This is a genomic window from Terriglobales bacterium (assembly GCA_035573675.1).
GTDB lineage: Bacteria > Acidobacteriota > Terriglobia > Terriglobales > Acidobacteriaceae > DATMAB01.
Genome location: DATMAB010000026.1, coordinates 1 through 21,787 on the forward strand (window position 1 = coordinate 1; position 21,787 = coordinate 21,787).

The following is a 21,787-nucleotide window of genomic DNA, read 5'->3' on the forward strand; positions in this document are numbered from 1 at the left end:
CGACCACCGAGATCAGCACCAGGAAGCCCACCCAGTAGCGCGCCTTGAGCGGGATGGGGAACGGCAGGATGATGATGCGCCGGTCGCCGTAGACAACGGCGAACGCCCCCAGGATGCCGTACACGCCGCCCGAGGCTCCGATGGTGGGCCCTGTCATGCTTACCAGCACGCCGGCGAGCGCCATCAGCACCGTCACGACCGCCGCGCCGGTCAGGCTGAGGAAGTAGAGGTCGAGAAAGCGCCGGCGTCCCCAAGCCAGCTCCAGGTCCGTGCCGAACATCCAGAGGATGAGCATGTTGTACAGCAGGTGGAAGAAGTCGCCGTGCAAGAACGAGTAGGTCACCAGTTGCCACAACCATCCCTTGACCACCAGGCCGGGCACCAGACCGAAGGCGTGGATGAAGGCGGCGGCCAAGCGCGGCGCCCCCACGCCCATCAGCAGCGTGAGCAGGAAGATGGCGGCGTTGCCGGCGATCAGCCACTTCATCGTGCGCGTGAAGGGAGGGAAGCTGAGCGTGACTTCGTATCCGCGGGGCATGAAAGAGCAGTGGCTAGTGGCTGGAGTTCAGAGTAACAGGTTTGCTGTGGGGCGCGAAGTCCGGCACGGCGGACGCCATGCCGCGCTTCGTATCAGGGCACGGCTTCAGCCGTGCCGAAAGGGACCGCGAAAAGAATGGGCTTTAGCCCCTGAGGGGTCCGCTCATCGCTCCGGTGTCGGCACCACCGCCAGGCTGCGGTGGCCTTGGGCGCCCACGGCCCGCACCGCGAGAATGACGTTGTCCTTGGACATCTTGAGCGTCGCGCGGGTGACGTTGCCTACCGGCTTCACGTTCTCCCAGTAGGGCGCGGTGGTCGAGCGCCACAGCACTTCGTAGCCCGTGGCCAGGCCCCCGGGCGAGGGTTCCCACACCAGCGTCGAGTCGTTCTCCAGCTCCTTGGTCAACAGGCGGACGTTGGCCGGGGGCGCGGGCGCCGCCGCCAGCGAGGCCAGTGTGGCGGCGTTCAGGCGCGCCACGTTGGCTACGTATTCGTAGTCCACGAACCTGGGAAGATCGCCGTACTCGATGCCTTTTTCCGTGCGCGGGTTCTGGTGCTGATGGTTGTAATCCTCGCGGAACTCGGTGAAGCGCACGGCGGCGTAGCCGAACTCGTTGAAGGGAGTGTGGTCGCCGCCGCGCAGGTAGCGGTCGCGGCGGAAGACCGGCATGGGCGCGAACGGCCCGCGCAGGTAGAGGCGCGCGGTGTCGCGGATGTAGCGGGCGAGCTGGCGCGAGGCGGAGTCGTTCTCGCCGCCGGTCGCGCGGATGAGACGCAGTTCCTGCTCCGTCGCATTCAGCGGAATGCCTTCGGAGAACACGCGCACCAGATTGCGATTCTGCAGGGTGTCGCCGGGCGTGCGGTTGCCGCCCACGATGTCGTTGTTCAGCACGCCGCCGAGGTTGAGATTCTTCTCCCGCGCGGTGCGGGCGAAATAGCGGCTGCCGAACAGTCCTTGTTCCTCCCCGGCCACGGCCATGAACACGATGGTCGCGGGGAAGCGGTGCTGGCTCAAGACGCGCGCGCACTCCAGGCTCACGGCCGTGCCGGAGGCGTCGTCATTGGCGCCGGGGGCGTCGCCGGTGGCGTCCAGCGGATCGGAATTGCGCGAGTCGTAGTGGCCGGTCACCACGTAGAGGCGGCCGGCGTTCGCCGGATCGGTGCCGCGCAAGGTAGCGACCACGTTGACGATCTCCGTCGGCTGCGGCACGCGCTCAGAGGTTCCCTGTGTGAAGCTTTGGAACTCCACTTCAAGGCAGCCTCCGCAGGCGCGTGAGTAGCTTTCGAATTCCTGCTTGATCCATTCTCGGGCGGCGCCGATGCCGCGCCCGGAGCGCACTGCTTCCGCATCGGCCGCGGAGAGTGTGTGCCGCGTCCCGAAGCCCGCCAGCTTCTCGATGTTGGCGCGGATACGGGCTGCGGAAACCTGGCGCAGCGCCGCCACAATGCGCGAATCGCGCGCCGACGATAACGTTGCCGGGGAGGGCGAAGCGGGAGGGCCCGCGGGGGCGCTCTGAGCCGCTGCTCCCGGGACGAGCGCCAGAGCCAGGATGGCAGTCAGGATATGGCCGGGGATGCGCACAGTTCCTCCTTGGGAATTTTTTCGCATTGCGCGCGCGTGCAACTTGACGCTGGCGCGAAGAGTCTCTAAATATAGCAGGGGCGCCGCGCCCGGCGTCCAATCCCCTGAGGAGGCACTCATGGTGTCTTGTCCGGAATGCGAAGCGGACCTGGACTTTGAAGAGGACGACGTAGACGAGGGCGAAATCGTCTCCTGTCCCGATTGCGGCACCGACTACGAGGTGGTCGGCACCGAACCGCTGCAGTTGGTCAAGGTCGAAGAGGAAGAAGAAGAAGACGAAGAGTACGAGGAGGAAGAGAGCGAGGACGGTGACTACTCGTAGCGTGCGCGCCCTCGCCCTTCCGCTGCTGGTCGCCGCGGTGTGCAGCGCGGCGCTGGAGAGCGCTCGGGCCTGGGGTCCCGAACCGAAAGACGATCCTCGCAAACCCTATGCGCTGATTTTCGGCACGGTCTGGGGGCCGGACTCGCGGCCGGTGCAGGGCGTCAAGATCAAGGTCCGCCGCGCCCACGAGAAAAAAGCCCGCTGGGAGATGTACTCCGACCGCCGCGGGGAGTTCGCCGTGCGGCTGCCTGCCGGCAAGCAGGAATACGTGGTGTGGGCAGACATCAAGGGCCCCAGGGACCGGCCCAAACCGGAAGTCCGTGTGCACATAGAAAACGACGAGCGTGCCGACATCGGCCTGCATCTAACGGAGTAGCGAGGGGGAGTCTGTGGGACGTAAGTCCTTTGTTTGCTTGGCGTTGTTTGCGATTTTGGGCGCTGCTCTGCCGCTTCTTTCCGCCGACCAGCAGGACAACACCCGTTCGCTCTCCGGGCAGGTGATGACCTCGCAGAACGAGCCACTGCCCAACGCCATCGTCTACCTGAAGAACCAGAAGACGCTGGGTGTGCGGACGTTCGTCGCCGAGGCCGACGGTGGCTACCGCTTCGGCGGCCTCTCGCCCAACGTGGATTACCAGGTCTACGCCGAGTACCAGGGCAAGCGCTCGGACACCAAGACGCTCAGCTCTTTCGACAGCCGCAAGAAGGTCGTCATCCACCTGCGCATCGACCCGGCGAAGTAAGAGTGGTCGATTCTACTTCGCGTCAAGATCTTCGCAGGGACGCCGCTGCTAGAGCCGCTCTATGGCAGGCATCCCGACCTCAAACCTCCCAAATGGGACGCTTTGCAGGGTCGAGGAGGCAATCCCCGTTCCTCCACGTGAATCCGCGGCGAGGGTCGTAAGGCGAGCTAGTTCTGCCCGTTGCCCGCGCGCTTCAGCGACATCAGCTCTTCGATGGTCGAAGTGGCGCTGGAAGCGGAGTGCTTGTAAGCTTCGACCTCGGCGCGGCTGCCTTCCTTGCCCACGGCGCGCAGACTGAGCCCGATTTTCTTCTCCTGCGGGCTCATCTTGAGGATGCGGAAGTTGTGCTCCGCGCCGGGCTCCAGCTTCATCTGTGTGCCGTGCTCGTCCACGGCCTCGGAGGTGTGGCACAGGGCCTCGACGCCGTCCGCCACTTCCACGAAGTAGCCGAACGGGGCCGAGCGCACCACTTTGCCGTGCACCACGTCGCCGACATGGTGGCTGTTGCAGAACGCCTCCCAGGAGTCGGGCTGGAGCTGCTTGATCCCCAGCGACAGCCGGCGGTTCTTGCTGTCGATGGCCAGGATGACGGTCTTCACCCGGTCGCCCTTCTTCAGCACCTCCGACGGATGCTTGACGCGCTTGGTCCAACTGATATCGCTGACGTGCACCAGGCCGTCGATGCCGTCCTCGATCTCCACGAAGGCGCCAAACTCGGTGAGGTTGCGCACCCGGCCCTCCACCACGGTGCCGACGGGGAAGCGCTCCTGCAACGACTCCCACGGGTTGGCCAGAAGCTGGCGCAGGCCCAGCGAGATGCGGCGGTCGCCGGGATTCACGTCCAGCACCACCACCTCCACCTCGTCGCCGACCTTGACGACCTTCGACGGATGCTTCATGCGCTTGGACCACGTCATTTCGCTGACGTGCACCAGGCCCTCGATGCCCTGCTCCAGCTCGATGAAAGCGCCGTAATCGGTCACCGAGATGACGCGGCCCTTCACCCGCGCGCCTACCGGATAGCGGTGCGCCGCGTCCAGCCACGGATCCGGGGTCAGTTGCTTGAAGCCCAGGGAGACGCGCTGCTTCTCCTTGTCGAACTTGAGCACTTTCACCTGGATCTCATCGCCCACGTGCACCAGGTCGCGCGGGTGCGTGAGCCGTCCCCAGGACATGTCGGTGATGTGCAGCAGGCCGTCGATGCCGCCCAGGTCGATGAACGCGCCGTAGTCGGTGAGGTTCTTCACCGTGCCGGTGAGGACGGCGCCTTCTTCCAGATGCTCCAGCGTTTTCGAACGCTTGGCCGCAATCTCTTCCTCCAGCAGCTGCTTCCGCGAGACCACAATGTTGCCGCGCTTCTTGTTCAGCTTGACGATGCGGACGTCGAATTCCTGACCCACCAGCGAATCCAGGTTGCGCACCGGGCGGATATCGGCCTGCGAACCGGGCAGGAACGCGCGCGCCCCGATGTCCACCGAGAGGCCGCCCTTCACGCGCTCCACCACCTTGCCGTGGATGGCCCGATTCTCGTGGTAGGCCTTCTCGATGTCGTCCCACACTTTCAGCCGTTGGGCTTTCTCGTAGGAGAGCAGGACGTAGCCTTCCTCATGCTCGCCGCGCTCCAGCATCACCGGGATCTCGTCGCCCGGCTTCACCTTGACGTTGCCCGCGTGATCCTGGAACTGGGCGATGGGCACCAGCCCTTCGGATTTCAGGCCCACGTCCACCACCACGTGCGTGGGCGTGATCTTGAGCACGGTGCCGGTGTGGACCTTCTCATCCAGCACGCCCTCGGTTTCGGCCGTGTAGGTTTCGAGCGCCTGGGCGAAATCTACGGTTTCTTTCTCGCCCGCGGGCTCCGTACTCGAGGGCGCCGTTGGAGCTGCTACGGTCGGGGGTGCAGCCTCCGGCGCTGGAACTGCGGGCGTTGCGGCAGTCGCTTCCGGGTTGATCGGGTTGTTTTCGGGGTTGGTCGGCTTCGGGTCTGACAAAGTCGTGTCCTGTTCAGGCTCCGTCCGCGTGCGGAATCCGGAGCCATCGAAAAAAATTCGCGGACTGCTGGCGCAACTCTCTCTGGAATGAGACGCCCGTGTCGTGACAACAACGGGCTTGGGACCCCAGCGGCCGGGGCCTGCAACGCGAACGCCGCGCTACAGGACCCAAAAACTATAGCAACCGTCGTTTTGGAGTGTCAAACCAGCGGTCCTCATTTTTCGATGCCATTCGGGCGCCCCCTGCTGCCCGCCTGCGTTTGGGAGGGCCGCGTCCACTCTGGTACCCTTGCCCTCCCATGGATTACCTGTGGACGCCCTGGCGCTACGCCTACGTCACCCAGACCGACAAGGCCCCCGCTTGCATCTTCTGCGAGAAAATCAAGGAAAAGGACGATCGCAAGGCGCTCATCGTGCACCGCGGCCCGCACTGCTACATTGTCCTGAACGCCTATCCCTATACGCCCGGGCACGTGATGGTGGTGCCCTACGAGCACCTCGACGAACTGCAGAAGCTGCCGGGGCCGACCGCGCAGGAGATGATGACGCTTTCGCAGCGCATGGAAGGCGTGCTCCGGGAACTCTACAAGCCGGACGGCATCAACCTGGGGATGAACATCGGCAAGGCCGCCGGCGCCGGCGTCGCCGGGCACGTCCACATGCACGTCCTGCCGCGCTGGATCGCGGATTCGAACTTCATGTCCGCCGTGGCCGAAACCAGGGTGCTGCCGGAGACGCTGGAGACCACGTGGGAAAGAGTGAAGGGAAAACTAAGGGATTGAATCGCTGAATCAGTCAATCATTAAATCATTGCAAGACATCCAGAAGACCTGTCCAGTGCGATGGCTGGGGTTGCTTTTCAATGATTCACTGATTCAATGACTCAAGGATCACTCTACGAGCTTCTCCATCTCTTTCTCCCCAATCACCTTCACTCCAAGCTCTCGCGCCCTATCCAGCTTGGATCCGGGGTCCGCACCGGCGACTACGTAATCCGTCTTCTTACTCACTGAGCCCGTGACCTTGCCGCCTGCGTCCTCGATCATGCGCCGGGCTTCGTCGCGTGAGTAGTGCGCGAGCGTACCGGTCAACACAAAGGTTTTGCCTGCGAGCTTGGTCCCGCGCTTCCTCTTCTTCGCCTCGAAGGTCAGGCCCGCCTTGCGCAGGCGTTCTACCAGTTCACGGTTGCGCCTCTCGTCGAAAAACGACCGGATACTCTCCGAAACGCGCGGGCCGACCTCGGCCACCTGCTGCAATTCTTCTTTGCTCGCGTCCATCAAGGCATCAAGTGAACCGAAGTGTTCGGCCAGCAGTTGCGCCGTGCGCTCGCCGACGAAGCGGATGCCCAGGCCGTAAATCACCCGCTCCAGCGGCAGCTTCTTCGAGGCCTCGATCTCATCGAGCAGGTTCTGCGCCGACTTTTCCCCCATGCGCTCCAGCGCGACCAGCTGGTCTTTCGTGAGGTCGTAGATATCGGCCACGCTTTTCACCAGGCCGCGGTCGCAGAGCTGGTCTACCAGCGCCTCACCCATGCCCTCGATGTTCATCACCGGGCGCGCGGCGAAGTGGCGGATGGTCTCCTTCAGCTTGGCGGGACAGTTGGCGTTGACGCAGCGATGGTCCACCTCGCCTTCGTCGCGCACCACATGCCCGTGGCAAACAGGACATTCGCTCGGCATGTGGAACTTCTTGTGGCCGCGCGGATGCTGTTTGTCCTCCACCACGCGCGTGACCTTGGGGATAACGTCGCCGCCGCGCTCCACCTCGACGAAGTCGCCGATCTTCAGGCCCAGGCGCTCGATCTCATCCATGTTGTGCAGTGTGGCGCGCGAGACGGTTGTTCCGCCGATGGGCACGGGCGTGAGCACGGCCACCGGCGTCAGTTTTCCGGTGCGGCCCACCTGCACAATGATGTCTTCCACCCGGGTCGTTCCGGCGCGCGCCGCGTACTTGTAGGCGATGGCCCAGCGCGGCGCCCTGCCCGTGTAGCCCAGCTCGTCCTGCAGCGCCGTGGAATCCACTTTGATCACCACGCCGTCGATTTCGTGCGGTAGCTTCTCGCGCTTTTCTTCCCACTCGCGGATGAAACGCAGCACTTCCGCCAGGTTTTTGGCCACGGTGTAATGCCGGTTCACCTTGAAGCCCGCGGTCTTCAGGGCTTCGAGCGCCTCCGAGTGCCGCTCAAAGTAGTAACGTCCCTTGACCAGCAGGAAGTAGGCGAAGAAGTCCAGCCGCCGCTGGGCGACGATATTCGGCTCCAGCGTCCGGATGGTCCCGGCGGCGGCGTTCCTCGGGTTGGCGAACTGCGAAAGTCCCTGGCGCTCGCGCTCTTCGTTCATCTTGCGGAACGCGGCCAGCGGCATGATGACCTCGCCGCGAACTTCAAAGTCGGCTGGCAGTCCGGCCTTCTTGCGCGTCGCGACCGGGACCGAAAGCGGTACCGAGCGGATGGTGCGCACGTTGGTGGTTACGTCCTCGCCCACCGTGCCGTCGCCGCGCGTGACGCCGCGCACCAGTTGTCCGTCTTCGTAGGTCAGCGCCAGCGACATGCCGTCCAGCTTCAGTTCGCAGACGTAGGCCACTTCCTTGCGCCCGGTGAGCTCGTGCACCCGCCGCTCCCAGTCGGCCAGTTCTTCCTCGCTGTAGGCGTTGTCGAGCGAGAGCATGGGCCGCGAGTGCTCCACTTTGCGGAAGCCCTCCGCCGGCTTGCCGCCCACCCGCTGCGTGGGCGAATCCGGCGTCACCAGCTCGGGATGTTCGGCCTCCAGCCGCTTGAGCTCGAGCACCAGCCGGTCGAACTCGGCGTCGGAGATCTCCGGGCTGTCGAGCACGTAGTAGCGATGCTCGTGGTACCGAATCTGGTCGCGCAGCTTCTCGATCTTCTGCGCTACCTCCTTCGCCGCGGCCATGCGCAGGATTATACTCAGAGGGTTTTCCCGGTTAATCCGGAGGTATTCATTCCTTTCTCATACGGGAGGAGGTCGCATGGAGACTTTGCGCGTGACGATGTTGGTTCTCGCCGTGGTGGCGCTGGTTCTGCCCGCCGCGTCTCAGAAAGAAAAGAAGCAGAAGGCGGCCCCGGCCTGGTCCGCTCCCAAGCCCGCTCCGGAGATGGAGAAGCTGGCCAGGATGATGGTCGGCACGTGGACCAGCACCGAGAAGCACGAACCCAGCCCGTTCAATCCCGCCGGCGGCGCCGGCAAGGGAGTGTTCAAGGTGAGCCTGGGTCCGGGCGGCCACTCGCTCATCGAGCAGTACAATTCGCGCGGCGCCATGGGCAAGTTCAACGGCCACGGCATGACCTTCTGGGATCCCAAGGCCAGGGTTTTCCGCGGCGTCTGGTGTGACAATATGACCGCCGGCTGCGAGGTCTCCGTGGGCCAGTGGGAGGGCGACAACCTGGTCTTCCTCAGCGAAGGCGAGATGGAAGGCAAGAAGACCAAGCTGAAAATGATCTACAGCGGCTTTAAGGCCAACGGCTTCGACTTCGGGATCGACATGTCGGTGGCCGAGGCTCCCATGGCGCGCACTATGACCATCAAGTACACGCGCGCCAGGGCGCAAGTCGCCGCGGCCCCTGCCCCGGCGCAATAGGAACCTCGGTTTTCGCGTGCCCTGCGCTCCCGTGATAGAAAAGTGCCACGGTATGCGCAGGGCTGCGCTCCTCTACAATCCGGCTTCCGGCGTGCGTCGGGAGCGCCGCGCCGCCGACGTGGAGGCCGTACGCCGGGTGCTGGAATCTGCCGGTATCGAGGCGTCCGCCGTCCCCACGCGCCACGCCGGCAGTGCTGCCGAGCAAGCCGCTGAAGCCATAGCCGCGGGCTGTGATGCCATCCTCGCCTGCGGCGGCGACGGCACCGTGCACGAAGCCCTGCAGGGCATCGTCGCGACCGGCAGCCGTACCCCCCTGGGCGTCATCCCGCTGGGTACGGGGAACGCGCTGGCCAACGATTTGGGGCTCTCGCGCGATCCCGCGCAAGCCGCCCAGGCCCTGGTCCAGGGCGCAACGCAGCGCATCGCTCTGGGCCGCATGGAATACACCGCGGCCAACGGCTCCACCGGCTCGCGCTGGTTCGTCTTGATGGCCGGTTGCGGTCCCGATGCCTGCATGCTCTATTCCATGAATCTGGCTGCCAAGGCGCACATCGGCATGGGTGCGTACTACTGGCAGGCCGGATGGATGTTCCTGACCCGCCGCTTTCCGCCCTTCGAGGCGGAAGTGACCGAGCCCGGCGGCGCGCAGCACACGCTCACCGTCTGCCAGATGATGGCGGTGCGCATCTCCTATTTCGGCGGGGCGCTGCGGCGGCTGGCGCCCGGGGCCGCGCTCAATCGCGACTGCCTGCGCGTGCTCCTCTACCGCCCTCCGGTCAAGCCGCGCTACTTCCTCTATCTGCTGGGAGTCTTTCTGGGAATCAACTGGCGTGTGCCGGGTGTCGAAGCCATGGACGCGACCGAAGTGGTCTGCCGCGCCTCGAAGAACGAGGCGCGCACAGTGCATGCCGAAGCCGATGGCGAACTGCTGGGCAGGCTGCCGGTGCGCGTCTCTATCGTGCCGGATGCGCTCACCCTGCTGGTGCCGCGACGTCCATCCTGAGAGGAGCTGAGCTCAAGCGCCGTGGAACCCGTTGCCCATTTCCTCACCAACCTGTGCGTGAGCCGCGCCGGCCTGAACCGTACTACGTCGCTGGCCACGGCCATGATGGTGGCCAGCGCCGAGATGCCCGACATCGACCTGCTGTGGAACCTGGGCGGTCCGGCGGCGGGATTCGGCGCGCACCGCGGCTTCACCCACACGCTGTTGGGCGCCCCACTCGTCGGTGCGTTGTCGCTGGCCGTGGTGTGGCTCTGGTACCGGCTGCGTTTGCGCCTGAAGCGCCCGCCGCCCACGCCCCCGCGCTGGCGCCGGTTGTTCCTCTACGGATGCCTGGGCGGCATCCTTCACATCCTGCTGGACTTCACCAACAGCTACGGCGTTCGCCCCTTCGCGCCGTTCTACGACCGCTGGGTCGCCTGGGACACGGTCTACATCATCGAGCCGGTGATGCTGGTGATCCTGGTGGCCGGGCTGGTGCTCCCCTCGCTGTTCGCCCTCATCCAGGAGGAAGTAGCCTCGCGGCGCATGCTTACGCGCGGGCGCGGCGGCGCCGTGTTCGCGCTCATTGCTCTGGTCTTCTTCTGGGGCGTACGCGATTATCAGCACCGCCGGGCCGTGGCCGCGCTCGAGGCCCGCATCTACCAGGGTGAGGATCCCATCCGCGTCTCCGCCTTTCCCTATCCCGTGAATCCGTTCCTGTGGTACGCGGTGGCGGAGACCCGGGAGTTCTACGCCTCCATGCACGTCAATTCGTTCACCGCCACCGTTGACCCGGAAGATCGCATGGAGATCCGCTACAAAAGCCAGGACACACCCGTCACCCTGGCCGCGAAGGACTCCCCTCTGGGCCGCGTGTACATGCACTGGGCGCGCTATCCCATGCTGGAAGTGGAGCCCATCAGCCCCACCGAGGGTGGCGGCTACCTGGTGCGCTTCTATGACCTGCGCTACGTCTACCCGGAGCCGGGCAGCCGGCGGCCGTTGCAGGCGCTGGTCGAGCTGGACCGCGACCTGCGTGCCGTGGCCGAGCAGATGAGCGGCCGTCGCAGGCTGCTGCGCTGAAGCCTGCTTGACGCTCCTCCGCTCCGCCGCAATAATGGGTTTCCCGAGGTGAACATGCTCGCTTACCTGTTCGTCGCGCTCGCCACCGCCCTGCGCTTCCTGCCGCCCATGCTGAACTTCACGCCGGTAGGCGCGTCGCTGCTCTTCTTTGGAGCGCGCCAGCCACGGCGCCGTCTGTGGATCCCGGTGCTCATGCTCGCCGCCTCGGATGTGGTCCTGAACCGCTTCGTGTACGGCTATCCGTTCACCGCCGACCTGCCCATCACCTGGGCGTGGTACGCGACCATCCTGCTGTTGGGCGGATTGCTGCGCGAGAACGACCGCCCGCTGCGCCTGGCCGGTGCGGCGCTGGCCACCTCGGTTTCGTTCTTCCTGGTGAGCAACTTTGCCGTCTGGGCGGTCTGGAACATGTACCCGAAGACGCTCGAAGGACTGCTGGCCTGCTACGCGGCCGCCGTGCCCTTCTTCCGCAACACGCTGGCCTCAGACCTGGTGTTCACCGTGGTGTTCTTCGGATTGCCCGCGCTGGTGGCTTCCTTTTCGCACTCCCCGCACGAGGATCGTCGCACCGCCGCGTAGGCTGCGGAGCAGAAGCGTCAGTCCGCCAGTTCCGCAACCGGGGAGCGCCGCAGCCGGTAGTAGAGGATCACCAGCAGGATCACCACTCCAATCGCGCCCAGCGTGGCTCCGAAGTGATTGCGGAACAGGTCGCCGAGCGTGTGCACCACCCGCTCGCCGAACAGGACCGTCAGAACGGACAGGATCGTGTAGCGCGCCATGCGCCCGGCGATGATCGCCAGAAGAAACTCTCCCAGTGGCATGCGGAAGACCCCGGCCGCCAGCACGAACAGTTTGAAGGGAGTGGGAGGCGGGAGCATGGAAGGCAGCATCAGCGCCCAGGCAGGGTGGCGCTCGAAGGAGTTGTGTAGGCTGGCCATGCGTTGCGGGGAGACCCGCTTCGCCAGCACCAACTGGCCGCCCTTCCACCCGATGCCGTAGAGGATGGTGCTGCCCAGCGCCGAACCTACGGCCCCCATCACCGGATACAGCCAGAACTGCTGCGGAAACTTGTAGACGTAGGCCGCCACCAGCGGGTCCATGGGGATGCCCACGAACGCGGCGTCGGCGAAGGCAATCGTGAACACCGCCCACGAGCCCAGCGGCGCCATCAGGCCCCACAGGAATGCGGTGTACTTCGCCAGGATGTGCTTGAGGAAATCCAAACGGACTGCTTCATTCTACGCGAAAGAATGAGCCCGCGCGCGACGGCCTCTAGGCGTGGCCGGCGGGATGCGCCGTGTTCCCGGCCAGCAGTTCCAGAGCGTGCGGCAGCAGGTCGATGATGGCGGCCAGCGATTCTGTCGCGCCCGCCGGGTTGCCGGGCAGATTGATCAGCAGCGACTGGCCGCGCGTGCCGCACAGGCCGCGGCTGAGCGCCGCCATGGGCGTCTTGCGCGCCCCTTCCAGCCGCATGCGCTCGGCAAGGCCCTCCACCAGGCGGTCGCACACCGCGCGCGTGGCCTCCGGCGTGACGTCGCGCTCGGCCAGACCGGTGCCGCCGGTGGTGACCACCAGTTGCGCCCGCGCCGCCAGCCGCATCAGCGCGTTTTCGATGGTGGTGCGCTCGTCGGGCGCGATCTCCGTGGCCACGACCTGGAACCCCTTGCGCCGCAGCGCCTCCGCCACCGCCGGGCCGGAGAGGTCCTGGCGCTCGCCGCGCGCCGCCGAGTCGCTGACCGTGAGCACCGCGGCCGTCATGTCAGGTTTCGAGGATGTTCTCTTCGGCGTCGCGGTTGGCCTCGTCGATCAGGCGCAGGCCTTCCATTAGCAGGCCCTGGGTGGAGCGGGTGCAGGTCTGCTCCGCGCTCTTGCCGGTGAAGTCGATGGTGAAGCTGCCGCCCGGCCAGCCCAGCACCTTGTACACGGCGTCGTCGCCCTTCAGCGGTCCGTAGACGGCGTGGTTGATCTGGCCGTCGGTGAAGTACATCTCGCAGCGCTCGCCGTCGTTGCTCAGCACCAGCTTGCAGGTCTTGTGGCCCAGCTCCAGCGACTGCAGCAGGTCCATCACGTTCATTTGCGCCAGGCTGCCGCGCAGCACGCCTTCGCCCGGCGCTTCCCGCGCCATTTTCTCCAGCGCGATGCGATCGATGGTCTTCTTGATCCGCGTTGTGGCGTCGCGCAGGAAGAAGGGCTTCTCCACCAGCTCTTCCACCGATTGCAGTCCGCGCAGCTTGTCGGTGATATCAGCTTTGCTGGCCAGCAGGATCACCGCCATCTTGGCGGTCGCGGCGCGGCTGCGGATCTTGTCCAGCAGTTGCTGGCCGTCGAGCCCGGGCATGCGAAAGTCGCTGATCAGCAGGTCGGGGGGCTCGTCGATCACCTTCAGCAGAGCGTCGGCGCCGTCCGTGGAGGTCGAGACGTGGGCCAGCGGGTCCAGCGCCCCGCGCAGCATCTCCAGCACCATCGGGTTGTCGTCCACCAGGAGGACTTTGACGTTGGCCTGCATGGGGTTGGCTATTTCCTCGGGCGCGCCCGCCGGTAGTCGCCGCTCTTGCCGCCCGTCTTGCGCTCCAGCACGACCTGGCGTATCTCGATGCCCTTCTCCAGGGCCTTGCACATGTCGTAGACGGTCAGAGCGGCCACGCTGGCGGCCACCAGCGCTTCCATCTCCACGCCGGTAGCCGCCGTAGTGGCCACGCGCGCGGCGATGGAGACGCCATTCTCGCACAGCCGTGTGGTCACATCAACGTGGCTCAACGGCAGCGGATGGCACATGGGAATCAGCTCGGCGGTCCGCTTGGCGGCGCTGATGCCCGCAATCCGCGCCACCTCCAGCGGATTCCCCTTGGGATTCCTGGGCAACGCCTTGAGCACGCGGCGCGACATGGCCACGAAGGCCGTGGCTTCGGCCTCGCGACGCGTGGCCGGCTTGGCCGAGACGTCCACCATGCGCGCCCGCCCCCGCGTATCGAAATGGGAAAGCTTTTTCGCCACGGAACGAGGAGCGCTATCTTACATCGGGCCTAGCGCAGCAGCACCGCGACCATCTCGCCCGCGGCCAACCGCTCGCGGTCCGGAGGCACCACCAGGAAGCAGTTGGCGCGGGCCGCCGAGGCCAGGTCTCCCGAGCCCTGCCAGAGCACCCGCTCGACTTCCGTCTCCTCGATATGACCGGTAAGACGCGCGGGCAGGAACCGCGTGAGACCCGTCCTCACCTTCACTTCCGACTTCAAGCGCGCGCGCAGGAAATGCAGCGGCTCGGGCGCGGCGCCGGAGAGCGCGTCCACCAGCGGGCGCGCGAACAATTCGAACGTCACCATGGTCGAGATGGGGTTCCCCGGCAGGCCCAGGAAGAACGTGGGGCGCGCGTTGGGCTGGCGCGCCGCGCGGCCGAACACTACCGGACGCCCGGGCTGGATGAGCGCGCCGGCGAAGAAAATTTCCGCGTCGAATTCGGCCAGCACCTGCTCCACCAGGTCATAGCGGCCGACCGAAACCCCTCCCGTGATGAGCAGCAGGTCCGCTCCCAGTCCCTGTTGGATGAGCCGCCGCAGGGCCTCGCGCTCGTCGGGAGCAATGGGCAGCCGCGCCGGGTCGCCGCCCGCCGCCTCCACCTGCGCCGCCAGCGAATAGCTGTTGGAGTTGCGGATCTGGTTGGGACCGGGCTCGGCCGCCACGTCCACCACTTCATCGCCGGTGGCCAGCAGGGCTACGCGCGGACGGCGAACGACGCGCACTTCCGTTCGTCCGGCCGCCGCCGCGGCGCCGATCTGCGCATACCCGAGGCGCGTACCGCGCGGAACGAGCACGTCGCCCGCGCGCGCTTCGCTGCCCGCAGGCACCACGTTCTCGCCTGCCGCGGCCGTGCGCGTCACCTCGACCATGGGGCCTTTGCGCGCCGTGTATTCCACCATGACCACGGCATCGGCGCCCGCAGGAACTGCCGCTCCGGTCATGATCTCGACGGCTTCTCCAGCGGCGAGCGAAACGAAGCCGGCAGGCGGACCGCCTCCCGCACGGATTTCGCCCACCACGCGCAGGTGCGCCGGCGGCGAGGCCAGGTCGGCGGCGCGCACCGCAAAGCCATCGCGCGTGGCGCGCGGAAAGGGCGGCAGGTCGCGGTCGCACAGAACGTCCTCGGCCAGCACGCGCCCGCGGCTCTCGGCCAGCGCCACGGGCTCCACCTCCGCAGGCCGGGCCTCGCGGGCGCGCTCCTCCACCACGCGCCGCGCGTCCGGAAAAGGCAACACAGGGGCGGACATGACTTTCGTCCTGCCGGTTATGGTACCAGCGTGCGGCCGTAAGCGCTTTCCGGGCGCGTTTTCCGCAAAACCATGCGGTAAAATCCGGCTCAGGAATGCAGAAGATCGCCATCCTGTACGACGCCAGCCAGGCCGTCCTCTCGACCTTCGAGCTGGATGAGGTGCTGAACCGCATCCTCTCCATCCTGCGCGACTATTTCCAGGTGCAGAACGCCACCATTTTTTTGCTCGACCCGGCGAGCAACGAGCTGTACGTGCGCGCGCATTTCGGGCGCGCAATCGGCAGTGAAGGCGTCCGGTTGCCCGTGGGCAAGGGCCTCATCGGCACGGCCGCGCAACTGAAGCGGCCCATCTACGCGCCCGACGTCAGCCAGGACCCGCGCTACGTGAAGGCGATGGAGTCCACGCGCTCGGAAGTCGCCATCCCGCTGATGGTGCGCGACGACGTAGTGGGCGTGCTCGATTGCCAGAGCGACCAGCTCGACTTCTTCAGCGCGGAAACGGTGGACCTGCTGACGCTGTTCTCCACCCAGGCCTCGATCGCCCTGCAGAACGCCCGCCTGTACACGCTGGAACGCAAGCGCTCGACGCAACTGGAGGCCATCAACGCCATCGCCCGGGAGACTACCGGCATGCTGGACCTCGACCAGTTGCTGGACAAGGTCTGCTCCATGATCCTGGTTTCGTTCCCGGTGGACGAGGTCGCGGTGCTGCTGCGCGAGGAGGAAGGCGACCTGGTCATCCGGGCGCAGCAGGGTCGGCTGACGCCGCGCATGCGCATCGGAGGACGCCTGCCCTCGGGCGCCGGGCTCTGCGGACGGGCGCTGGCCGGCGGACGTCCGGTGGTGGAGAACGACGTCACCACCGTCGAAGGCTACGTGCCGGGATACGCGGAAACCCGCTCCGAGCTATGTCTGCCTTTGATTTCCTTCGGACAGACGCTGGGCGTGCTGGCGCTGGAGAGCGCGACGCTGAACGCCTTCCAGCCCGGCGACGTGCAGGCGCTGGAGTCCATGGCCGATATCTGCGCCGGCGCCATCCAGAACGCGCGCTTCTTCGACCGCGTGAAGCAGATGGCCTACCTCGACGGCCTCACCTCCATCTACAACCGGCGCTACTTCGAGATGCGCGTGGTGGAGGAGATGGAGCGCGCCAGCCGCTACACCGGGCAGATGGCCGTGATCATGGTCGATATCGACCACTTCAAGCGGCTGAACGACGAATTCGGCCACCTGCTGGGCGACGAGGTGCTGCGCCAGATCGCCGCCATCTTCACCCAGCAACTGCGCAAGGCCGACGTGGTGTGCCGATACGGCGGCGAGGAGTTCGCCATCCTGGTGCCGGAAACCACCGGCGAGAAGGCCATGGGCGTGGCGGAGAAGCTGCGCCGCGTGGTCGAGGCTTGGCCCTTCCCCGGCGTGCCGCGCCCGGTGACCATCAGCGCCGGCGTCGCCGACTATCCCGAGAACGGCACCACCCGCGACGAACTGGTGCGCGCCGCCGACGAAGCCCTCTACGCCGCCAAACAGGCCGGAAGAAACCGCGTGATGGCCGCAGTGGGCGTCCGCAAGGGGTAGGTCGTAGAAACCGCACGGTTACAAGGTCGGCATTCCCCGGGGCTCTTCACCCCAATAACTCGTGCTATTCTCGCGAGTCAAATGAGAAAGAGCGATCTGCCCTTCGGGAGTGAGTTCTCCCCGAGCCAGATAGATCTCCGTGAAGTCCTAGAGTTCGCCAAACAGCACGGCGGAGACTGGAAAGCCTTCGAGGCTGCTGTCCGTTCGAAGTATTTCGATGCTCACATTGAAACCAGCGCGTACAACCGGGCCAAACTCGCCAATAACACAAAGCTCGGCATGCAGGCCTACGGCATCATTGATGACCAGGCCACCCTAACAACGTTCGGCCAGGAGCTCTATTCACTCCGACATGACGAAAAAGCACTGTACGAGGCGCTTGCCAGACACATCCTGCGGAATCTGAACGGAGCATCGTTGATTCAGTGCATTCAGGACATTCAGGCCAGCGGCGAGCCCGTAACCCTGATCAAACTGCGCGAATGGCTCGAAGAGCGTGGAATTCACTTCCCAAGAGGCGGCAAACACCCCAGCATCATGCGGCTTTGGCTTGAAAAGGCTGGCGTCTTTTCTGACGGCTATAGGGTCGACGAGTCGCGCTTGCGGAAGATGCTAGGAGTCGCTACGGAGGACATCGACGTTCTGGCAAGGCTTAGCCTACCCCAGCGATTCTTCCTCAGAACGCTGATCAACCTCGGACCGGATCGAAGCTACCCCTCGAATGAGATCGAAAAAGCGGCGACGGCTACGTACGGTCAGAAATACAACGAGAAGGCGCTGGCAAAACAGGTCCTGTATCCGTTAGAGAAGGCGGGATACATAACGCTCAAGAAGTCCACCCGAGCCAAACCACCGGTCGTCTCCGCAACACCGAAATTGGTTGCAGAAGTTGTCGAACCCCTGCTCCGGCAGCTCGAAATGCGCTTGCCGGACGACCTGCGTCCGCTTCTCCGCAGACCTTTCTCTGAGATTGTCACGGAGCTCAGTGCCACGGACCGTCATACGAGAGGCTTAGCCCTTGAGGCATTAGCGTTCAAGTTAATGCGACTCGTGGACCTTGAGTACCGGGCAACCCGCCTTCGCGGAATAGCCACTGGTGGAGCCGAAGTTGATGTAATCTTCGAATCGAGTCGTCTGGTGTTCTCTAGATGGCAGGTACAATGTAAAAACACGGCCAGGGTTACTGTTGATGACGTTGCAAAAGAAGTTGGCCTCACCCACTTTCTCAAGAGCAACGTCGTCGTCGTTGTCAGTACGGGGGAGATCGGGCAAGAGGCCCGTCGCTACGCAAACAAAATCATGCAAGATTCCAACCTCTGCGTGGTCATGGTTGATGGCGCAGACATCCGACAGGTTGTAGGTAATTCCTTGAGGATTTTGGATGTGCTCAACAGAGAGGCCAAGCACGCAATGAAGCTGAAGGTCTTGGAACTTCAGAAATAGGCATATGGCAACTCAAGCACCAAGGGGCTATCTGGTCACGGAACACGGCGCCGTTATTCATGGCGATTCTTGCCTCTATCTGAATCAGTATGTCAAGCAGTCTTCCGTGGACCTGATCATGACCAGCCCACCATTTGGCCTGGTCAGAAAGAAAGGGTACGGAAACGCTGACGCAAGCCAATACCTTGAATGGTTCCGACCATTCGCCGAAGCCTTTCGGCGGGTTCTGAGGGACAACGGCAGCTTGGTCATCGACATTGGAGGAGCTTGGATTCCTGGGCAACCAACCCGTAGCCTCTATCATTTCAAGCTTCTAATCATGCTTTGTGAAGAGTTTGGCTTCCATTTAGCCCAGGAGTTCTACTGGTGGAATCCCGCGAAGTTGCCCACACCAGCCGAGTGGGTCACCGTGCGCCGAATCCGAGTGAAGGACGCAGTCAATTGCATCTGGTGGCTTTCTGCGTCCCCGTGGCCCCGCGCTGACAATCGGCGGGTGCTTCAACCTTATAGCGAAAGCATGCGAGAGCTTCTGAGGAACGGCTACAAACCAAAGAAACGGCCATCTGGACATGACATAAGTGACAAGTTTGGAATCGATAATGGCGCTTCGATTCCACCAAATCTGATAGCTCTCGCAAACACCGAGAGTAACGGAGAGTATCTAAGGTACTGTAAGCACAAGGGGATTCAACCTCATCCCGCGAGATTTCCGGCGGCAATACCCGAGTTTTTTGTACGCATGCTCACGGACGTTGGGGACCGCGTGATCGACCCCTTCGCGGGAAGTTGTGTCACCGGGGAAGTCTGTGACCGACTAAGGAGAAAGTGGATCTGCATCGAGCTCGACGAAGAATATTTGAGAGGGGCAAAATCACGATTCACAAAATCTCGGCGGCCGAGCGAGTCCCAAGCATCGCTGTTTGAGCCTGAGATAACTCCACAGGGCTTTTACAAAGCGTATCGTCCCGGGATTCTCTGGAATGGGCATCCTGCCGATCGGCTTGTGGCAGACGGCGGGCGCAGTCGCAAAGTAGGCCAGGCAGCCAAAGCAACCAAGTAACTGTCTTCGCGGCAGAAATCGCTTTCTCCCCTTGACAAGCCCTCATTACTTGATATAAACTTTTTTAATGACTTATCAAAATGATAAGTTCTTTGTTTTGACTATTTTGGCCCTAAGCTCTTTGACATCAATATTTTGCCCGACCCCAGCCCCCTAAGTCTATTGCTTTGAAGATTTTGCAGGAAAATAGGGGGAGGGGAGGGGGTCCATCAGACCTGCGACCTGCGGGCTGAGAACTGAGAACTGAGAACTGAGAACTGAGAACTGCCCCTCTCACCGCAGCCGGTTGGCCACCGCCTGTACGCGCTCGTCAGTGCGGAAGCCGTGAATGTAGAGGGGGCCGGGCCGGCTGCGGACGTAGTCCGTGGCCTGGCTGATCTGGTCGCTGGCGTCGCCCGACGACGGAATGGAAATGTGGGTGAACTGGAAGCCGTAGACGGCAGTCCACTGCTGCTCACGCTGGATCCAGCGCTGGTTGTCGGGCTTCGTGCCGTCCATCAGGGAGACGACTTCACGGATACCCGCCAGCTTCAGGGTTCCGATCTCGTCGTCGGTCGGGTAGGGCCCGAGCACATATTTCCTGTTGAACTTGAACAGCGGCCCGCGCTCGAAGGAATCGCGTCCGATGGGGACGGGAACAAACTGCCCGCCGCCGAGAGCGGCATCGAGCGGCCAGACCCAGCGTCCTATGCGGTAGCCGAGGATGTACACCCGCTCGCCTGAGTTGCGCGCGTACTGGGCTAGGTCGCGAATGGCCAGCGGGTCGGGCGCATGGGTATCGATCGGCTTGGTGGTGACCCGCAGGTTGTAGTCGGCGGCCACCTTGTTGATCTGCTCGATCCAGGGCTGATTGTCGGGATCAGCGGGATCGAGCGTGGAGATGACCTCGCGCACGCCGTGGCGCAGTACGGCGGTGAACCATTCCTGCTCCACGGGCAGCGGTCCCAGGACGATGCGCTTGTGCTCGTAGGTGAAAATCGTGCCGCGCTCAAGACGTTCGGGCAGCAGCTCGTCCACGGATTCTCCCGCCAGCGCCAGCCCGTGGGTGGCCATCTGGCGGACGAGGTTGGCGCGATGCTGGCCCAGATAACAGTGCACGTAGTACCGCTTGCTGCCGTCGCCGAGCAGGCGGCGGATGGCCTCCAGTGCGTCCCGGTTCTCCGAGATCCAGGGCAGCATGGGGAAGGAGTACACCGGGATGCCGGCCTCGCCGGCGTTGGCGGTTTCGCGGTCGAGCAGCACCTTTTCGAAGGGAAGCGCGGGATGCAGCAGAGTAATCACGCCGTCGTAGTGCTGGAACTTGAGGCTCTTCAGGTCGTCCAGGTCGGGGTAGGGACCGAAGGTCAGGTTGCGGGAGAGCTGCTGGACGCGGGCGCGCCGCTCGGCGATGATGCCGACTCCGGTGTCCAGGAACATGACGAAGGCGGCGCCGGCTGCGACCACGACGAGCAGCAGGACGAGATGCGCCTGCCGCGGGCGATAGGTGCGCCCGAGTGCAAGGCGGTAATAGAGCGCGGTGACCGCCAGGGCGATCAGGCCCCAGGCGAAGACCAGCAGGCCGAGGAGGCGGTCGATGCCGGCCTGTCCCCAGCCCCGCGCTTCGAGCGCATGCTCCAGCGGCACCAGAGCGAACAGGAGGAAGGCAGCGCCGCCGGCAAAGCCGAAACAGCCCAGGAACAGCAAGGTCATCAGCCACTTGCGCCCGCGGCCGAGAGCGGGGCCGCGCGCCGTGGCTTTGGAACCCGATGGAGTGCCGCGTTGTGCCATGCTTCGCCCGCCGGCGCGGAAAGCGTGCGCCGGGGGCATCATGATACTAGAGGCTGGAAACCTGTTGCCAAAGGCCCCGGCGACGCGAAACAATGCCGTTCCCACTCTCCCAGGGAAAGAAGCGACCGATGAGCACCAGTCCGAAGCCGGCGCCGGAGGAGCGCAAGTCCGCCACTGTGGCCCTGTTCGGCCTGGAGGAGCCGGCGGCAGGCATCTTGCGCGATTGCTTCCGCCAGTTTGGCATCCGGACGGAAGCCGTGGTGGGAGACCCGGTGGAGCGCCTGCAGCGACAGAAATTCGAGGCCTGCGCGCTGCGGCTGAACGAAGATGCGGAGGCCATCCTGAAGGCGGCGCGCGGCTCGCCCTCGAACCGCCGCATCGTGGTGTATGGCCTGAGCCGCAGCCCGGAAGAGGCCATCCGCTACTCCAAGTACGGCGTGAATGCCATGTTGCAGGAGCCGGTGGACCGTCAGTCGGTGCTGAAGGTGGTGCGGGCCACGCACCTGCTGGTCATCAACGAACTGCGCATTTACGTGCGTGTTCCCGTGTTCACCGAGGTCGCTCTGGAACGCGCGGGCCGTAAGTGCACCGCCTCCACCCTGGAAGTGAGCGCCGGAGGCATGTCGATGCGCTGCGCCGAGAAGCTCGCCATGGGGGAGGCCGTCGACGTGAGCTTCACGCTGCCGGGAGAGAAGCCCTTGAAGCTGGGCGCCACGGTGGTGTGGCGGCGCGATCCTGATGTCGTGGGCCTGCGCTTCGAGCCCACTGACGAGCGCCGCATCACCGTGCGCCAGTGGATCGATACCTACCTGGGTATCGGCTGAGAAAATCACGTACACTCAGA

At 64.5% G+C, this 21,787-nt stretch carries 21 protein-coding genes; 11 read left to right on the forward strand and 10 right to left on the reverse strand.

The window, feature by feature from the left end:
* On the reverse strand, positions 1 to 538 hold a 538-nt coding region (locus VNK82_11390), incomplete at its 3' end, for a rhomboid family intramembrane serine protease (protein ID HXE91557.1).
* A 162-nt stretch (positions 539 to 700) separates the two neighbouring features.
* A complete protein-coding gene (locus tag VNK82_11395; GenBank protein HXE91558.1) occupies positions 701 to 2,119 on the reverse strand; it encodes a M20/M25/M40 family metallo-hydrolase in 1,419 nt (472 codons plus the stop codon).
* Between the two features lie 118 nt (positions 2,120 to 2,237).
* Here VNK82_11395 and VNK82_11400 point away from each other — a divergent pair, with 118 nt between their 5' ends.
* From VNK82_11400 to VNK82_11410, 3 genes are read left to right on the forward strand one after another with little or no spacing between them, the layout of a single operon-like run.
* Positions 2,238 to 2,441, forward strand: a complete 204-nt coding sequence (locus VNK82_11400) for a hypothetical protein (GenBank protein HXE91559.1) — start codon at positions 2,238 to 2,240, stop codon at positions 2,439 to 2,441.
* Positions 2,428 to 2,817, forward strand: coding sequence for a carboxypeptidase-like regulatory domain-containing protein (locus VNK82_11405; protein ID HXE91560.1), 390 nt, complete (start codon positions 2,428 to 2,430; stop codon positions 2,815 to 2,817). The genes VNK82_11400 and VNK82_11405 overlap by 14 nt, the downstream gene beginning before the upstream one ends.
* A 13-nt stretch (positions 2,818 to 2,830) precedes the next feature.
* The gene (locus VNK82_11410; GenBank protein HXE91561.1) at positions 2,831 to 3,184 is read left to right on the forward strand and encodes a carboxypeptidase-like regulatory domain-containing protein; all 354 of its coding nucleotides are present in this window, start codon (positions 2,831 to 2,833) and stop codon (positions 3,182 to 3,184) included.
* 167 nt (positions 3,185 to 3,351) lie between these two features.
* Here VNK82_11410 and VNK82_11415 read toward each other — a convergent pair whose 3' ends face one another.
* Positions 3,352 to 5,175 carry a 30S ribosomal protein S1 gene (locus VNK82_11415; protein ID HXE91562.1) on the reverse strand — a complete coding sequence of 608 codons (1,824 nt, stop codon included), beginning with the start codon at positions 5,173 to 5,175 and terminating at the stop codon, positions 3,352 to 3,354.
* Positions 5,176 to 5,474: 299 nt separating this feature from the next.
* Here VNK82_11415 and VNK82_11420 point away from each other — a divergent pair, with 299 nt between their 5' ends.
* Entirely contained in the window at positions 5,475 to 5,957 is a 483-nt protein-coding gene (locus VNK82_11420) for an HIT domain-containing protein (protein HXE91563.1), read from the forward strand.
* A 108-nt stretch (positions 5,958 to 6,065) separates the two neighbouring features.
* On the opposite strand, the gene ligA is transcribed toward VNK82_11420, so the two are convergent.
* Complete coding sequence (gene ligA / locus VNK82_11425) at positions 6,066 to 8,084, reverse strand: NAD-dependent DNA ligase LigA (protein HXE91564.1); 2,019 nt, start codon at positions 8,082 to 8,084, stop codon at positions 6,066 to 6,068.
* 76 nt (positions 8,085 to 8,160) lie between these two features.
* Between ligA and VNK82_11430 the strand changes: the two genes are divergently transcribed.
* From VNK82_11430 to VNK82_11445, 4 genes are read left to right on the forward strand one after another with little or no spacing between them, the layout of a single operon-like run.
* The gene (locus tag VNK82_11430; protein HXE91565.1) at positions 8,161 to 8,769 is read left to right on the forward strand and encodes a DUF1579 family protein; all 609 of its coding nucleotides are present in this window, start codon (positions 8,161 to 8,163) and stop codon (positions 8,767 to 8,769) included.
* 52 nt (positions 8,770 to 8,821) lie between these two features.
* Positions 8,822 to 9,772, forward strand: a complete 951-nt coding sequence (locus tag VNK82_11435; GenBank protein HXE91566.1) for a diacylglycerol kinase family protein — start codon at positions 8,822 to 8,824, stop codon at positions 9,770 to 9,772.
* A gap of 21 nt (positions 9,773 to 9,793) precedes the next feature.
* On the forward strand, positions 9,794 to 10,834 hold the full coding sequence (locus tag VNK82_11440; protein HXE91567.1) for a metal-dependent hydrolase: 1,041 nt from the start codon (positions 9,794 to 9,796) through the stop codon (positions 10,832 to 10,834).
* 54 nt (positions 10,835 to 10,888) lie between these two features.
* Complete coding sequence (locus VNK82_11445; protein HXE91568.1) at positions 10,889 to 11,413, forward strand: DUF6580 family putative transport protein; 525 nt, start codon at positions 10,889 to 10,891, stop codon at positions 11,411 to 11,413.
* 17 nt (positions 11,414 to 11,430) lie between these two features.
* On the opposite strand, the gene VNK82_11450 is transcribed toward VNK82_11445, so the two are convergent.
* The 5 genes from VNK82_11450 to glp are packed head-to-tail and all read right to left on the reverse strand — an operon-like array spanning position 11,431 to position 15,096.
* Positions 11,431 to 12,057 carry a VTT domain-containing protein gene (locus tag VNK82_11450; protein ID HXE91569.1) on the reverse strand — a complete coding sequence of 209 codons (627 nt, stop codon included), beginning with the start codon at positions 12,055 to 12,057 and terminating at the stop codon, positions 11,431 to 11,433.
* A 49-nt stretch (positions 12,058 to 12,106) separates the two neighbouring features.
* Positions 12,107 to 12,592 (reverse strand): MogA/MoaB family molybdenum cofactor biosynthesis protein, encoded by a 486-nt coding sequence (locus VNK82_11455; GenBank protein HXE91570.1) that lies wholly within the window; start codon positions 12,590 to 12,592, stop codon positions 12,107 to 12,109.
* A gap of 1 nt (position 12,593) precedes the next feature.
* On the reverse strand, positions 12,594 to 13,340 hold the full coding sequence (locus tag VNK82_11460; GenBank protein ID HXE91571.1) for a response regulator: 747 nt from the start codon (positions 13,338 to 13,340) through the stop codon (positions 12,594 to 12,596).
* An 8-nt stretch (positions 13,341 to 13,348) separates the two neighbouring features.
* Positions 13,349 to 13,828, reverse strand: a complete 480-nt coding sequence (moaC, locus tag VNK82_11465; GenBank protein HXE91572.1) for a cyclic pyranopterin monophosphate synthase MoaC — start codon at positions 13,826 to 13,828, stop codon at positions 13,349 to 13,351.
* 29 nt (positions 13,829 to 13,857) lie between these two features.
* Positions 13,858 to 15,096 carry a gephyrin-like molybdotransferase Glp gene (glp, locus tag VNK82_11470; GenBank protein ID HXE91573.1) on the reverse strand — a complete coding sequence of 413 codons (1,239 nt, stop codon included), beginning with the start codon at positions 15,094 to 15,096 and terminating at the stop codon, positions 13,858 to 13,860.
* Between the two features lie 95 nt (positions 15,097 to 15,191).
* On the opposite strand from glp, the gene VNK82_11475 reads away from it, so the two are divergent.
* A complete protein-coding gene (locus VNK82_11475) occupies positions 15,192 to 16,673 on the forward strand; it encodes a diguanylate cyclase (GenBank protein ID HXE91574.1) in 1,482 nt (493 codons plus the stop codon).
* A gap of 81 nt (positions 16,674 to 16,754) precedes the next feature.
* Positions 16,755 to 18,116, forward strand: a complete 1,362-nt coding sequence (locus tag VNK82_11480; protein ID HXE91575.1) for a restriction endonuclease — start codon at positions 16,755 to 16,757, stop codon at positions 18,114 to 18,116.
* Positions 18,117 to 19,449: 1,333 nt separating this feature from the next.
* On the opposite strand, the gene VNK82_11485 is transcribed toward VNK82_11480, so the two are convergent.
* The gene (locus VNK82_11485) at positions 19,450 to 20,943 is read right to left on the reverse strand and encodes a hypothetical protein (protein HXE91576.1); all 1,494 of its coding nucleotides are present in this window, start codon (positions 20,941 to 20,943) and stop codon (positions 19,450 to 19,452) included.
* 128 nt (positions 20,944 to 21,071) lie between these two features.
* Here VNK82_11485 and VNK82_11490 point away from each other — a divergent pair, with 128 nt between their 5' ends.
* Positions 21,072 to 21,767 carry a PilZ domain-containing protein gene (locus tag VNK82_11490; GenBank protein ID HXE91577.1) on the forward strand — a complete coding sequence of 232 codons (696 nt, stop codon included), beginning with the start codon at positions 21,072 to 21,074 and terminating at the stop codon, positions 21,765 to 21,767.
* The last annotated feature ends 20 nt before the right edge of the window (positions 21,768 to 21,787 follow it).

Bases quoted from the DNA above. Each gene is read 5' to 3' on its own strand.
- VNK82_11400 (HXE91559.1), top strand. From the start codon at position 2,238: ATGGTGTCTTGTCCGGAATGCGAAGCGGACCTGGACTTTGAAGAGGAC.
- VNK82_11420 (HXE91563.1), top strand. From the start codon at position 5,475: ATGGATTACCTGTGGACGCCCTGGCGCTACGCCTACGTCACCCAGACC.
- ligA (HXE91564.1), bottom strand. From the start codon at position 8,084: ATGGCCGCGGCGAAGGAGGTAGCGCAGAAGATCGAGAAGCTGCGCGAC.
- VNK82_11430 (HXE91565.1), top strand. From the start codon at position 8,161: ATGGAGACTTTGCGCGTGACGATGTTGGTTCTCGCCGTGGTGGCGCTG.
- VNK82_11435 (HXE91566.1), top strand. From the start codon at position 8,822: ATGCGCAGGGCTGCGCTCCTCTACAATCCGGCTTCCGGCGTGCGTCGG.
- VNK82_11445 (HXE91568.1), top strand. From the start codon at position 10,889: ATGCTCGCTTACCTGTTCGTCGCGCTCGCCACCGCCCTGCGCTTCCTG.
- VNK82_11455 (HXE91570.1), bottom strand. From the start codon at position 12,592: ATGACGGCCGCGGTGCTCACGGTCAGCGACTCGGCGGCGCGCGGCGAG.
- VNK82_11460 (HXE91571.1), bottom strand. From the start codon at position 13,340: ATGCAGGCCAACGTCAAAGTCCTCCTGGTGGACGACAACCCGATGGTG.
- glp (HXE91573.1), bottom strand. From the start codon at position 15,096: ATGTCCGCCCCTGTGTTGCCTTTTCCGGACGCGCGGCGCGTGGTGGAG.
- VNK82_11475 (HXE91574.1), top strand. From the start codon at position 15,192: ATGCAGAAGATCGCCATCCTGTACGACGCCAGCCAGGCCGTCCTCTCG.
- VNK82_11480 (HXE91575.1), top strand. From the start codon at position 16,755: ATGAGAAAGAGCGATCTGCCCTTCGGGAGTGAGTTCTCCCCGAGCCAG.
- VNK82_11485 (HXE91576.1), bottom strand. From the start codon at position 20,943: ATGGCACAACGCGGCACTCCATCGGGTTCCAAAGCCACGGCGCGCGGC.
- VNK82_11490 (HXE91577.1), top strand. From the start codon at position 21,072: ATGAGCACCAGTCCGAAGCCGGCGCCGGAGGAGCGCAAGTCCGCCACT.